Origin of the sequence: Collinsella sp. CLA-ER-H11 (genome assembly GCF_040092445.1) — a bacterium.
Lineage (GTDB): Bacteria > Actinomycetota > Coriobacteriia > Coriobacteriales > Coriobacteriaceae > Collinsella.
In genome coordinates this window covers 369362-383428 of record NZ_JBBNLN010000001.1, presented here as the reverse complement: position 1 = coordinate 383428, position 14067 = coordinate 369362, and the positions used below count along the sequence as shown (strand labels likewise).

The window sequence follows — 14067 nt, the reverse complement described above, 5'->3', positions numbered from 1 at the left end:
CGTGTCTCAGTCCCAATCTGGCCGGTCGGTCTCTCAACCCGGCTACCCGTTGTCGGCACGGTGGGCCGTCACCCCGCCGTCTACCTGATGGGCCGCGGAGCCATCCCCTCCCGTCGGGGCTTTAGCCGGGGTGCCATGCGGCACCCCGGGGTATCCGGTATTACCCGTCCTTTCGGGCGGCTATCCCGGGGGAGGGGGCAGGTTCTCCACGTGTTACTCAGCCGTTCGCCACTCGCTTCTATCCGAAGATAGGTGCCGTTCGACTTGCATGTGTTAGGCGCGCCGCCAGCGTTCATCCTGAGCCAGGATCGAACTCTCCGTCCAAAATATATGGGCTTCGAGCCCGTCCGGTCCTCACAACTATTAGCTGATCGGTTCCGTTCGATTCATATGGTTCTATTAGATAGGAAAAGGAATTTCTCGGGGCCGCCTCTCGGCGGCCTTGCGAAAAACAAATCCAAGTTAGACCATTTCAAATGGTTCGATGTCTGCCCGGATGCGACACTGAAGTTAGTGTCCATCCTCGCAGTATCCGGTTCTCAAGGTGCACGCCCCGCGGCTGATCCGGTCCGACCGGGCCGCGCGGCAAGGAGATATATTGCCAGACCGGAGGGGCGCCGTGGGCGGGAATCCCGCACTCCATATTTTATTCACAAATAAATAGAACCCTCAGTTGCTTCGCTGAGGCCGTATTCGAAGCAGCAGCTTCTGATATTGGCGATGACCAGCTGGTTTATAGGTGTTAAGGCATCGGTCATCTCTGGAGCGCAACTTTACTCCAAAAGCGTCAGCTATTTGTTTCCCGTCGGTAAAAGGCAGGTTTTGTTCGCCAAGCGTTCTTATATATAGAGAAGTTCGGGTTCGAACCCGTGCACCGGCAACAAAAAAGACGGCCAACCGAAGTTGACCGTCTCAACAATCTTTGGGTGGGCCGTCAGGGGTTCAGCCTGCTTCGCAGGCGGCCGCTGCGGCGCTTTCGCGCCTTGCGCGCTGCGCTGGCAAACGCTCACGCGTTTACTCAGCTCCGCGCCCTTTCGGGTTCGAACCCGTGCCGCGGTAACAAAAAAGCGGCCGGCATCCGCCAGTCGCTTTTCTATTCTATGGTGGGCCGTCAGGGGTTCGAACCCTGGACCTTGGGATTAAAAGTCCCCTGCTCTGCCAGCTGAGCTAACGGCCCGCGGGTGGCATTGTACCACGGTCTGGGACTATTCCCAACTCCATTGGCCGTTCTGGAAAATCACAACTTCACGTCCATCAGGCGTAATGCCCGCAATATCGATGTCGTCCGTGCCGATCATAAAATCGACGTGCGTGCTCGAGACGTTAACGCCATGCTCCAGGAGCTCCTCCTTGGACATGTCATACCCACCCTCGATGCATTCGGGGAAACCGACACCTAGCGCGAGATGGCAGCTAGCGTTCTCGTCATAGAGCGTATCGTAGAACAGAACACCACTTTCGCGGATCGGCGTGTTCTTGGAAATGAGCGCGACCTCTCCCAGGTGAGCAGCGCCCTCGTCAGTATCGATGATACTTGCGAGCGTTGACTTGCCCACGCGGGCGTCGTAGTCCACCACGCGGCCGCCCTCGAACTTAATCCAAAAATCGTCGACTTTATTGCCGTGGTGGATGAGCGGCATGGCCGAGTACACGATACCGTCGGCGCGCATGCGATCGGGCGAAGTGAAGACTTCCTCGGTGGGAATGTTGGGGAAGAAGGGGTGTCCATCGGGCGTCTTACCCTTGCCGCCGGCCCACTCGTGACCCTTCGTCATGCCAATCGTCAGATCGGTTCCATTTGCTGCGGTGTAATGCAGGCAGTCGAAACGATTGTCGTTCAGGAAACGCAGGTTCTTTTCGAATGCGGCGTCATGGAGCTCCCAGTCGCTCTCCGGGTCCTGGCCATCGGCACGAGCGGTGTGCAGAATCGCATTCCACAGCTTATAGATTGCAACCTCATCGGCGTCTCCCGGGAACACCTCGCGCGCCCAAGCCACGACCGGCGCGCCGGCGATGCACCACGGGTTGATGTTGTAGTCCAGTCCACGGCGGAAGACCTTGCACTGCGTGTTCCTCGCCTTGGATGCCGCGGCCGGCTTGGCGGGATCGATACCCTTGAGAGCCGCAGGATCCGCACCCTCGATAAAGATAAAGCAGGCACCGTCCTGGGCCAAGGAATCAAGCTGCAGGCGCTTCCACTCGGGCGTCTGCTCAAAATAGCTTTTATCGACATGCTCGTACGTGAGCCTCGTCACGGCATCATCGGCCCAAATGACCGTCACATGGCCAGCGCCGGCGACATAAGCCTCCGCGACCACCAAGCGGGCAAAAGGCGCGCACTCGACCGGAGACTGAACGACAACCTCCTGGCCGGGCTTGACGTTTACGCCCTTGCGGACAACCAGACGCGCATAGTTTTTAATCTTGGGCTCCAGGGCCTTCATACCCTCCAGGGCCTCTTCGACCGTCAGGGCAGCTCGAATCATGTGCCACTCCATCTATCTATAGAACAGTAAAAAGGCGCGCCACAAAAACGACGCGCCTTATATCTTAGCGATAAGTATGTATGCAAACGCTACTTCTTCTTGGAGTCCTTCTTGTCCTCCTCGGCAGCTGCGCGCTCGATAAGAGCGTTGAGCTTGTTCTCGGACATGCCCTCGGCCTGCGCGCGGTACATGTTGCGCAAGGGACGAATACGAGCGAAGTCGTAGATAAAGTCACCTAAGATGATGACATAGGACAAAACAATGCCGACCATCTGGACGGGACTGGACACCGTGCCGCCGGGAGCGAAGTAGAGCGAAGCCCAAATTGCCACGACGAGTACCATGCCAATGGCGAGCACAATCCACCAGATGCGACGGCGCTTGGTGTAGTCCTCGTCCTGCTTGAGGAGGATATTCGACACCGTATAGATGCGGTCCTCCTTGGCGCGCTGCTTAGCCTTGCGGGCGCGCTTCTCCTCTTTAGAGAGGCCCTCGAGGTTCTCGCCCTTCTCGAGCTCTTTGCGGCGTGCCTTAGACGAAGCCGGCACGACGCGAACGGAGCTCGCTGCTTGGCGGGCGGGCTTAGCAGATGCGGCAGACTTGCGCGCAACCCCGGTAACTTCGTGGGATTGCGTGCGCTTGTTCGTGGCGCTACGGGTACTCACTTATGCGTTCTCCTTCATGCTTGTGAACTGGGAGCCCGTGATGATCTGGAAGGCCTCGCGATAGCGCTCGGACGTGCCATCGATGACCTCGGCGGGCAGGTGCGGGGTCTCCCCCGTCATATCCCAGTTGGCCTTGAGCCAATTGCGGACGAATTGCTTGTCGTAGCTAGGCTGGATCTTGCCCTCCTCGTAGCTGGCAGCAGGCCAGAAACGGCTGGAGTCGGGCGTGAGGCACTCGTCGATCAGCGTGACCTTGCCATCGATGACACCAAACTCGAACTTGGTGTCGGCAATGATGATGCCACGGGTCGCGGCGTACTCGGCAGCGGCCTTGTAGATCTTGAGGGAAAGGTCGCGAATCTGCGCGGCGATGTCCTCACCCACGATCTCGCAGCAACGCTCGAACGAAATGTTCTCGTCGTGGTCGCCGATCTCGGCCTTCGTGGACGGCGTGAACAGCGGCTCGGGAAGCTTGGAGGCCTCGGTCAGACCCTCGGGCAGCTGAATGCCGCAGACGGTGCCGTTCTCGTCATAGGTCTTCTTGCCCGAACCGGTCAGATAGCCGCGGACGATGCACTCGATAGGAATCGTCTGGGCCTTCTTAACCAGCATGGCGCGGCCAGCGAGGTAGTCACGATACTCAGCAAACTCCTCGGGGAAATCCGCCGGGTCGATGGAAACGAGATGGTTGGGGACGATGTCGGCAAACTTATCGAACCAGAATGCCGAGATGCGATTGAGCACCTCTCCCTTAAACGGAATCTCGTCGGGAAGAATGAAGTCGAACGCAGAAATGCGGTCGGTGGCGACCATCAGCAGGTTTTCACCGGCATCGTAGATATCACGAACCTTGCCACGGGAATCCGGACGACGCTCCATCGTTGTCACGTGAGTCACTCCTTACCTAAATACGACAGAAATGCGGGTTCTTTCCCGCATGTTTTCGCAAACTCGGAGCGGCAGGGACGCGGCCCCTCCTTCACCGAATAGCGAAAAGCTAGTGCTCCATTGTAGTAGATGCCGCGTCCGCCGTGTGCTCGCGGGGCAGATGAATTGTAAAAGTCGTACCCTTTCCAAGCTCCGACTCCACGGATATGTAGCCATGGTGACGCTCGACGATCTGCTTGGTCACGGCGAGGCCGACGCCCAGGCCGCCAGCTTCGCGGGCGCGGCTGGCATCGGCGCGCCAAAACCGCCCGAAAATGCGCGACAGATCGTCCTTGGCAATACCGATGCCGGTATCAGAAACGGCAATGCTGACGTGCCTGCGGTCACTGAGCACCGACACCACGACCCAACCGCCCTCGGGGGTGTAGCGCATGGCGTTGCTCATGAGGTTGATAACACATTGCGTGATCATGTCGGGATCGGCTTCGACGACATCGTCGTGACCCTGGGTCTCGTCCGCAAAACGCAGGCGCAGATCGCGGTCGGCAAACAGACGCTCCTGGCCGTTCACAATCGATCGCACGAAAGGAACCATGTCCACCGGCTCAAGGTTGAGCGGAGCCGTGCTGTTTTCCATGCGCGACAGGTCGAGCATCTGCTGCACCAGACGAGCCAGGCGACGCGTCTCGGAAGCAACGGTCTCCAAATGCTCATCGTCGGTGGGATACACGCCGTCCTGCATGGCCTCGACCGTCGCAAGCATCGCCATAAGCGGCGTGCGCAGCTCGTGTGCGACATCCGAGGTCAGGCGCTTCTCGTGTTTCATATCCTTCTCGAGCGAGGTGGCCATCTCATCGAAGGTCTCACCCAGCTGATCGATCTCGTCATCACCGCGCAGCCCCGTGCGAGCCGACAGGTCGCCGTCACGGATTTGCTTTGCGGTACTGGTGATGCGATGAATCGGTTTGGTGAGCATGCGCGACACGAGCGATCCGATAACGACCGAAATGCAGATTGCAACAACCGCGGCGAGGGCCATGGCGTTAAAGGTCTTCTCCCTAAACGCAGAGTCCGCCTTGGTGAGCAGAGCGTCGGAGCCGATGGCCCACAGCTTTACCTGTCCGACATGCTCGCCGGAAGACATTACAATCTCGACGTTAGCAACGCTATCGGAGTCGGTTGGAGCAGACGAGACCGGGCTATGCGATGCCCTCTTGCCGCTCGTGTCGTCGGTCGTAGCCTGGTTTTCGCGTACATCGGCGGTGGCGCTTGCCGAGGGCCAGGAATCGTCATAAACGATCACACCCTTTTTATTGACGACCTGCATGCCCAGATCGTCGGAAACCAAACTCGACGTTGCGACCGTGCGCAGTTCTCCCGCGGTCCAAGAGCCGTTTTCCTCATATGAGGTCGCCAACTTCTCGGCAGCGGAATTTGCGATTTCGACGATATTGGAGCGTGTGTAATCCGAAAAGACCGTGCCCCACACAACAGAGACAACGCCCACCAGCACCAATACCGTCATGAGCGATGTCAGAGCAAAGGCAAGTGCCATGCGCGAGGGATAGCTCATCGTTGGCCGTGAATCGGAACGAGGCGTGTTCCAACTAGCCTTGGAACCCGCCTCGCTCTCCTGCTTGTGCTTTTGTCCGATTTCAAAGCGCGCAGGTGTCATATGTGATTTCCCTATTTCTCGTCCGACTTATCGGTCTTGGCCGGAGCCTCGAAGCGATAGCCGACACCATGGACGGTGTAGAGCCACTTGGGCTTCTTGGGATCATCGCCCAGCTTGGCGCGAAGATTCTTCACGTGGCTATCGATGGTGCGCTCATAGCCCTCAAAGTCATACCCGAGCACTTTCTCGACCAGCTCCATGCGGTTATACACACGGCCGGGATGACGGGCAAGTGTGGTGAGCAGCTTGAACTCGGAAGCCGTCAGATCGACTTCCTTGCCCTCGACCAAGATCTTGTGGCCCGAGATATCGATGACCAGATCGCCGAAGTCGAGTACCTCGACGGCGGGCTCGTCGGCCTGATGGGCACGGCGGAACAGAGCGCGAACGCGGGCGACGAGCTCGCGCGGCGAGAACGGCTTAATCAGATAGTCGTCGGCGCCGAGCTCAAGACCGATAATACGGTCCTCGATCTCGCCCTTAGCCGTCAGCATGATGATGGGGACATCCGAGGTATCGCGAATGGTGCGGCAAACGCGCTCGCCGGGGATCTTGGGGAGCATAAGGTCGAGCACGACCAGGTCGAACTGATGCTTCTCGAACTCCTCGATCGCGGACTGGCCGTCGCCGACGCCCACAACCCAGTAGCCTTCGCGCTCGAGATAGGCAGCGACGGCGTCACGGATTGCCTTCTCATCCTCGACCAGCAGAATCTTTTTTGCATCTGAAGCCATAACACGGCCCCCCTGTCTCAATTAGCTAAGAACAAGCCCATTTTAACGCACCTGAGCCCGCCAGATGCCGCTATGACGCGGCAGCTCGGCGGGCGGTACTCACAATTACAACGCGTTTATTCCCCTGTTGGCGCCTTTTTAACCCCTCTAAGCTTAAAGAGAGAATAGGCGTGCAGTGACCGTCTCTGGTATACCCTGGCTGTTGCGCACCGTGGCGTACGTAAGGAATGAGTCCGATTTTCCCGCCGTAGCTGGATAATCGCCATACTCCAAAGCGCGGTCGGGCGACAGCAGCGAGCCATAGGTCTTGGCAGAGGTGTCGATCAGGAAATGCGACGCCTGTACCTTAACAAGGTATTTATTCTTCTTGCCAGCCGCACATGCGAGCGGCTCGCGTGACAGGAAGAGGTACGGCCCTCCTTCATTACCGATATACGTGCCCATATTGCCCAGGCTGCCCACGCCACTATAGGCCGCCTCGATAGAAAACACGAAGGTATCGCCCATATATACGGCCTCGAAAGGCAAAACTGACGAAGGAAGGACCAACTGGGCACGCTTGGTGTTGTTGCCGTCGGTCAGATCGATTGCCGTTATGCCGTAGTAGACGCCCTCGTCGTTGCGGACACGCGGCGAGATGGTCAAAATGCCGTCGCTCGCGCGCGGGGCCGATGCAAAGCGGCCCGTCGATTTCCAAATTACCTCGGCCTTGGATTCATCAAGTGAGCGACGATAGCAAAACGAATCGCTACTCGTTTTATTGCCACCTGCCGAGGGCATTTTATACCAGATGACTGATGACCCGAACGCCGTAAACAGCGGCGGATCATAGTCCTTGCCACCTCGATCGAGCTCAACCACGTCGCCAGAGAGCGAAGCGCCCGACAGATTTTGACCGTAGAGCTTCCACGATGAATTGGCAAAGTTCATCTCAACCCACGCGAATACGCTGTCGCCGGCACGGACATCGTAGAATGCATATCCCGTGCCCTCGATAGGATCCTCGATTAATGTGGTAAGCGAGCCATCGCCCAGGTTGAGCACACCGAGTGTGTTGGCGTGCAGTGCCGATGCGGGCGCCATCATCGCCGCGGCGTAATCGCCGTCGCAGTAGTACAGCAGCGTACCCAGAGGCAGCGTCCATGACGCCGCCGGCTCAAGATCGATGTCGACTGCCTCGTACTCATCCGTAATCGAGATGATTTTGGAATCATCCTTGATAACCTGCGGCTCGCCGGCGGCATCATCGCTGGTGCCCGTTTTTTTCGAGCATCCGGCAAGCACCGTGGCAGCGCCCGCGGCAGCCCCACCGAGTACAAAGCCGCGACGCGATATTCCGTTCTTGATGTGATCGGCGATACCCATTAGGCGATCTCGGTGCGAGCGGCCTCGATAGCGCGTGTAAGCTGGTCGGCGCAGGAGGTCTTTTTCATACCGCAGGTATTACCGGCGAGAACCTCGATTACGCGATCGGCAGGAGCGCCCTCGACCAGCTTGGAGATAGCCTTGAGATTGCCGTCGCAGCCGCCGGTAAACTCAACGCCCATCACCTTGTTGCCGTCATCGGAAAGATCAAGGTGAATATTGCGAGCACACACGCCCTGAGGCTTGTAATCAAACGAAATCATGCGATCCCCTCTCAGAATGTTATTCGAGACGACTATTATCCCCGTCTTTCCCTAAATGCAACGAGGCGCTTTGCCGGCAACACACATTACCAGCAAAGCGCCCTAAAAAGCTAACGTTATGCCCGAACCTACTCGAAGCTCAGCTGCTCCAGACGATCAAAGACCGTGTCGATACGGGTGAGGAAGTCCCACGGATCAAAGATCTCGTCGAGCTTCTCCTGACTGACGGTGCAGCGCGGGTCGGCCTCGAGACGCTCCTTAAAGGTGGGGCCGGAGACACAATCCTGTACCTCGTGCCAGGTTGCCATAGCGTTCTCCTGCACAATGGCGTACGCGTCCTCGCGGGTGATGCCCGTGTCGACGAGGGCGAGCAGTACCTTGGAAGAGAAGATGAGGCCGCGGGTCTTATTGAGGTTGGCCATCATGCGGGCGGGATACAGCTGCAGGCCGTCGATAACGCGGATGAGGCACTGGAACATGTGGTCGAGGGCGATGAAGCTATCGGCCTGGGCGACGCGCTCGGCAGAGGAGTGCGAAATGTCACGCTCGTGCCACAGGGCGACGTTATCGAAGGCAACCTGGGCGTTGGACTTCACGACGCGCGACAGACCGCAGACTTTCTCCATGGTGATGGGGTTGCGCTTGTGCGGCATGGCTGAGCTGCCCTTTTGGCCCTTACGGAACGGCTCCTCGGCCTCGAGCGTATCAGTCTTCTGCAGATTGCGGACCTCGGTAGCGATGCGCTCACAGGTGGCCGCTGTAGTGGCAAGCACGCCGGCAAGGTAGGCATGGTGATCGCGGCTGATGACCTGCGTGGACAGAGGATCGTGGACCAGGCCCAGGTGCTCGCAGACGTACTCCTCGACGAACGGCTCGATGGAGCTGTACGTGCCGACAGCGCCCGAGATGGCACCGAAGGCAACATTCTTGCGGGCGTCCTCAAGACGATCCAGATCGCGCTTGAGCTCCCAGGCCCAAGAGCCAAACTTCATGCCGAAGGTCATCGGCTCGGCGTGGATGCCATGAGTGCGGCCGGCACAGAGCGTGTTGCGCTCCTCAAAGGCGCGACGCTTGCAAATCTCGCCGAGCTTCTTGACGTCCTCGATGATCAGGTCGCAGGCCTGGGTGAGCTGGTAGCACAGGGCCGTGTCGCCCAGATCCGAGCTGGTCATGCCATAGTGAACCCAGCGGCTGGGCTTGGGGTCGCCCTCGGGAACATCGGCATCGATGTATTCCTTCATGTTGGTCAGGAAGGCAATGACGTCGTGGCGCGTGACTTCCTCGATCTCATCGACCTTCGCCTTCTCAAAGTTGGCATGGTCGCGGATCCACTGGGCCTCGTCTTTGGAAATACCGATCTTGCCGAGCTCCGCCTGGGCCTCGCAGGCCAGAACCTCGATCTCCTGCCAAATGGCGTACTTGTTCTCGAGGGAGAAGATGTGTCCCATCTCCGGGCGGGTATAGCGATCGATCATAGCGGCTCCTTTTTGGTTATTGGCACGTTGGTCGTAACCCAACCATTGTACCGTGCGCAGGTGCAAGTATGGGCAGCAGGCATTAACCTAACATTTTGGAATTGGAGCGGGCAACGGGACGTCTGCGTTATTTGCTTCGCAAATCCGCACCGGCTGCGGTCGATCCCCTCGGATTCACGGTGACGATGGGGAAGACTTTGTTGAATTGGCCGTCCCGAGGTCTTCTGTGCTCCATGGAGCGGACAACGGGACGTCCGCGTATTTGCTTCGCAAATCCGCACCGGCTTCAGGCGCCTGTCGGCGCCTTCGCCTGCTCGCTACAAACGCTTCGCGTTTGCTTAACGCTCGCACCCTGGCGGGTTCGAGTCCCGGCGCTTAGTAGTAAAAAGCACGGCAACGTAACGCTGTCGTGCTTGTGCTTTTTACTGGAGCGGGCAACGGGACTCGAACCCGCGAGTGTCAGCTTGGGAAGCTGATGCCTTACCACTTGGCGATGCCCGCATATGTGGGGGATAGTATAACGCGGTTGTCTTGTTCGATACAAGGGTGTCGATGCTTGTTTTAGCTGTGGAGAATCGTTTGAAAATCGCGCCAATTGTGGAGATGAGGACCTTTATCTTTCTTTTCTTACCATCTTCTACCTGCACTTTTATCTGATTGTTGTATTTGAGCTCGATTTGTCAGAAATCGGGCAAGCTTTTGGTCAGGCTCCGGTACTTACCCGCATGAACCTCGGGGGTAGCCTCATCCTACGCGTCGCAACCTCCCCATGCGGCGCACGAGGGATAAGGAGCAGCCATGTCCAACGCACCCACGCACTCTGTCCACAGCGCAATCGCAACAGGTCCGCTGCTCCTGCTCCTCTTCCTGCTTTTCGGCTGCCTGGCACCAGGAGCCGCATTTGCCGTCGATGGCTACGACCAGCTCGGCTTCCGCACTATTAGCGATGATTGTGGGCCCTTCTTCATCGGCAAGTATGAAGCTCAAGACACCTCGATTGCCTACTGCATGAACCAGGAGCGCCCCGGCCCCACCAAACCGGGCGGCCCATGGCTCAACTTTGATCAAGGCTGGGTGTGGCTCGACGACGAGTTCGCGGCAATCGTTTGTCACGGATATCCCACCACCACGTCGTTTGGCGGTTACCATCTTTCACCCGATCGCGCCCGCGCCGCCACCCAGCTTGCCGTATGGATGCTCAACGGCACTACCCATGTCGACGGCACCTACTCCTACACGACCGCTCAGGGTAAAACCAAGAGCGGACACTTTACCGCCGACAATGAAGTCGTGGCGGCTGCGCGGTGGCTCCACGACAGCGCAAAATCAGGAAGCATCAAAGCCGCTCCGCACCGCGCGCGACGCTATCTAGGGGCCGTATCGGGCGGCAGCAAACGTCAAGACATGCTCTATGTACTGCCGGCGGTCTCTGTTTCCTTCCAAAAGCAGTCTGCTAACACCGTTATTACCAGCGGAAACAATACCTATCAGTTTACCGGGGCAACATTCGATATTTTTGAGAGCGCCAGCGGCGCGCGTGTCGGCACCATCAAGATGGACAGCAACGGTCGAGCGCAAGCAACACTTCTGCCCAACACGGCATACTACCTAGTTGAAACGAAGGCGCCGGCCGGCTATGTCCCCCGCCACGATCGTATTGCCTTTACCACGGGGAATGACGGCGGGCGGGCCGCCATTGATGAACAGCCCGGCACCATCAATCTGCGTATCGTAAAACTCGATGCCGCGACGAATGCCGGCCCCCAGGTGGGATCTTCACTCGCAGGAGCAGAGTTCACGTGTGTGTCGCAATCAACCCCTGGATGGGCACAAATCCTCACGACCGACGAAAGCGGTCGGGCCACCCTCGCCGATGTCCCCTTAGGAACCTTTACCATCTACGAATCAAAAGCCCCCGAGGGCTACCTGCCATCCAACGACAGCTGGACCTATACCGTTGGAGCCGACCAACTCGGCGATTCAGGCGTGGTCGAGATCGAATCTCGCGTTTCCGATATCCCCATTGCGTTTAACCTTGAGATTTCCAAATTCAAGGATTACGGCAATAGCGACCAATCCGGCCTGGAGCAGCCGGCGGGTGGTGTTGTCTTTGAGGTTGTCAGCAACAGCTCTCAGCAGGTTGTTGGCACACTGACCACAAACATCTATGGCTTTGCCTCCACCAAAGATCAGCCCGAAGCATGGTTCGGCACAGGCAAGCGACCCGCCGGTGTCCACGGAGCCGTCCCATACGACCGTGCCGGCTACACGGTTCGCGAGGTTCCGGAAACCGTCCCCGAGGGTTTTAAACGTGCAGGGGAATGGACCGTCGGGGCCAATCAGATTTCCGACGGCGCCGAGCTTCAATATATCGTAGACAACCACGCTCTGTCGACGCATCTCCAGATTGTAAAACGCGATGCCCAAACAGGCGCTTCTGTTCCCCTAGCCGGATTCACCTTCCAACTCCTCGACAGCAATCACGAACCTGTCTCACAAACTTGCTGGTATCCAGCACATAACGTAATGGACACCTTTACGACTGACGCGACCGGGACCGTCACACTGCCCGAATCGCTCGTGCCGGGCACCTATTATGTACGCGAAACCTCGGCCAAAGAGCCCTATCTTGTCGGCGAAGAGATCGAGGTAAACATACCCACCGACATGAACCTAACGCCCGTTGCAATCGCCTCGTATTATGACCACGCCGCGACCGGAAACATCAGAATCGTTAAAACCGATGCCATAGACGGGAGCAGCCTCGCGGGCGCCGTCTTTGAGATCCGTGCCTCGGGTGATATCGTGCGCCCCGACGGTAGCATTGCCGCGCTCGACGGTGAGACTGTCGCGACCGTCACGACGGATGAAACTGGAGAAGCACGCGCGGACAACCTCCCACTGGGATCTGACACCGCACGCTACGAGGTTGTCGAGACTCAAGCGCCGGCAGGCTTCTTGCTCGATCAGACAACCCATATTGTCGACCTTACTTATGCCGACCAGAAAACACCCGTTGTAGAAGCACGGCTTAACGTATCCGACGATTACACCAAGGTTGATATCTCCAAGGTCGATGCAAGCGGTGAGCAGGAAGTGGAAGGCGCACAGCTCACCTTATATGGTCCCGATAAAACCGAAATAGACTCCTGGACCTCATCCGACAAGCCACACCGCGTCGAACATCTTGCACCCGGCACCTACTCGTTGCGCGAAATGATGTCTCCGCGGACCTATGACCTTGCCGAGGAGATAACGTTTGAAATAAAGGATACGGGAGAAGTCCAATCCGTCGCGATGAAGGATGCGCCCATCGAAATCAAGGGGCAGGTCGACAAGCGTCAGGAACTTGTCCAACCTATCGAAAAGGGCCTGTTGGCTAACGGCGATGGTAAAAACCGTGCCGCGATGCAAACCAATACGGATGGGCTTTTCTCCTATACCATCGACGCTCGAAACAATTCAACTACCTGGGTTGATGAGTTCACACTTACCGATGATCTTGAGTGTGCCGAGGACGATACAGCGAGATTCGTCTCAATCGAAACCCCCGTCGCCATCGGCGACCTCAATGGTCTGTGCAACGTGTGGTATCGCACGACGCCGTTGGACTCGACAGACGTCGATGAGCCGGCAAACGCGACACTTGACGATGGGCACGAAAATCCTTGGCTTGAGTCCGACGAAGTAAGGGAAAGTCTGGGTGAGGATTGCCGCCTCGTCGATTACGACGGTTGGCACCTCTGGAAGGCGGATATCTCGACCACGGAATCCACCACACTCGAGGCGAAAGAACTCGACCTTGCATCCAATACCGTCGTAACGGGCATTCGAATTGAATACGGTGCGGTAGCCGCCGACTTTACGACTCGAAGCGATGCGGATTCTTGGAACCGCGATGATCTCAAAGATGAGCACGACGATCTTGACGATGCCAAAGCAATCCTTGGCACAGACGCTCGGGGCGCAATCGTGCACATGCAGGCGACGTCGGCTTATACGCCCCAAACCGCACTCACCAACAGCGCACACGTCGATCTTTGCCGCAACGGCGGCGGCGATAAACTTGAGTCACATGACGATGACCGTGTCATTCAACGCTGTACCCTACCGCAGGACCTACCGGCAACAGGATCAGCTCCCATCGCCGCTTGCATCACCGCGCTCCTGACCTCGGGTGCCGCAGCCCTATGGTTCGCTCGCCTTAGGTCGATCCCAAAGAAGCGCTAGCGCGATGAAAAAGCGGGCGAGCCAGTCCCCTGGCTCGCCCGCTTTCAATCATGTAAATCGCCGTATCTACTCTGCAGACGAAGATCCACCATCAACGATTGCCTGCTCGGACTCAGGAATCCCATCGGCACCCGTACTCTGTTCTTGCTCCACCTCTTCGCTGATTGCGGAGGCGGGGGTCGAGCCCTTTGCACCCACGATGTAGGCAGCCCCAAATCCTAACGCAATGGCAATCAAGGTCAAAATCACGTAGACAGGCCAATGGCGCTTAATATACGAAAACACG

Annotated in this window: 10 protein-coding genes, 2 tRNA genes and 1 rRNA gene; 1 reads left to right on the top strand and 12 read right to left on the bottom strand. The window is 57.8% G+C overall.

Annotated features, from left to right (window positions below):
- From AAAX35_RS01605 to AAAX35_RS01555, 11 genes are all read right to left on the bottom strand, one after another.
- Window positions 1-324 (bottom strand): 16S ribosomal RNA (locus tag AAAX35_RS01605); the annotation flags it as partial.
- A 777-nt stretch (window positions 325-1101) separates the two neighbouring features.
- Window positions 1102-1177: transfer RNA gene (locus AAAX35_RS01600), tRNA-Lys, on the bottom strand.
- Window positions 1178-1205: 28 nt separating this feature from the next.
- Window positions 1206-2486: an aminopeptidase gene (locus tag AAAX35_RS01595; RefSeq protein ID WP_349116509.1), complete on the bottom strand. Its 1281-nt coding sequence runs from the start codon at window positions 2484-2486 to the stop codon at window positions 1206-1208.
- An 89-nt stretch (window positions 2487-2575) separates the two neighbouring features.
- Window positions 2576-3151 carry a hypothetical protein gene (locus AAAX35_RS01590; RefSeq protein WP_117848470.1) on the bottom strand — a complete coding sequence of 192 codons (576 nt, stop codon included), beginning with the start codon at window positions 3149-3151 and terminating at the stop codon, window positions 2576-2578.
- Window positions 3152-4030, bottom strand: a complete 879-nt coding sequence (locus tag AAAX35_RS01585; protein WP_117743382.1) for a phosphoribosylaminoimidazolesuccinocarboxamide synthase — start codon at window positions 4028-4030, stop codon at window positions 3152-3154.
- 118 nt (window positions 4031-4148) lie between these two features.
- The gene (locus AAAX35_RS01580) at window positions 4149-5714 is read right to left on the bottom strand and encodes an ATP-binding protein (protein ID WP_349116508.1); all 1566 of its coding nucleotides are present in this window, start codon (window positions 5712-5714) and stop codon (window positions 4149-4151) included.
- Between the two features lie 11 nt (window positions 5715-5725).
- On the bottom strand, window positions 5726-6448 hold the full coding sequence (locus tag AAAX35_RS01575; protein ID WP_006236208.1) for a response regulator transcription factor: 723 nt from the start codon (window positions 6446-6448) through the stop codon (window positions 5726-5728).
- Between the two features lie 153 nt (window positions 6449-6601).
- Entirely contained in the window at window positions 6602-7813 is a 1212-nt protein-coding gene (locus AAAX35_RS01570) for a hypothetical protein (RefSeq protein ID WP_349116507.1), read from the bottom strand.
- The gene (locus AAAX35_RS01565; protein ID WP_006236206.1) at window positions 7813-8076 is read right to left on the bottom strand and encodes a TIGR03905 family TSCPD domain-containing protein; all 264 of its coding nucleotides are present in this window, start codon (window positions 8074-8076) and stop codon (window positions 7813-7815) included. Before AAAX35_RS01565 ends, AAAX35_RS01570 begins: the two co-directional genes overlap by 1 nt.
- A gap of 128 nt (window positions 8077-8204) precedes the next feature.
- Window positions 8205-9551: an adenylosuccinate lyase gene (purB, locus tag AAAX35_RS01560; RefSeq protein WP_055251306.1), complete on the bottom strand. Its 1347-nt coding sequence runs from the start codon at window positions 9549-9551 to the stop codon at window positions 8205-8207.
- A gap of 426 nt (window positions 9552-9977) precedes the next feature.
- Window positions 9978-10052: transfer RNA gene (locus tag AAAX35_RS01555), tRNA-Gly, on the bottom strand.
- Between the two features lie 297 nt (window positions 10053-10349).
- Between AAAX35_RS01555 and AAAX35_RS01550 the strand changes: the two genes are divergently transcribed.
- Window positions 10350-13781, top strand: coding sequence for a SpaA isopeptide-forming pilin-related protein (locus AAAX35_RS01550; RefSeq protein ID WP_349116506.1), 3432 nt, complete (start codon window positions 10350-10352; stop codon window positions 13779-13781).
- A gap of 66 nt (window positions 13782-13847) precedes the next feature.
- On the opposite strand, the gene AAAX35_RS01545 is transcribed toward AAAX35_RS01550, so the two are convergent.
- Complete coding sequence (locus tag AAAX35_RS01545) at window positions 13848-14066, bottom strand: hypothetical protein (RefSeq protein WP_022094153.1); 219 nt, start codon at window positions 14064-14066, stop codon at window positions 13848-13850.
- Between the last annotated feature and the right edge of the window lies 1 nt (window position 14067).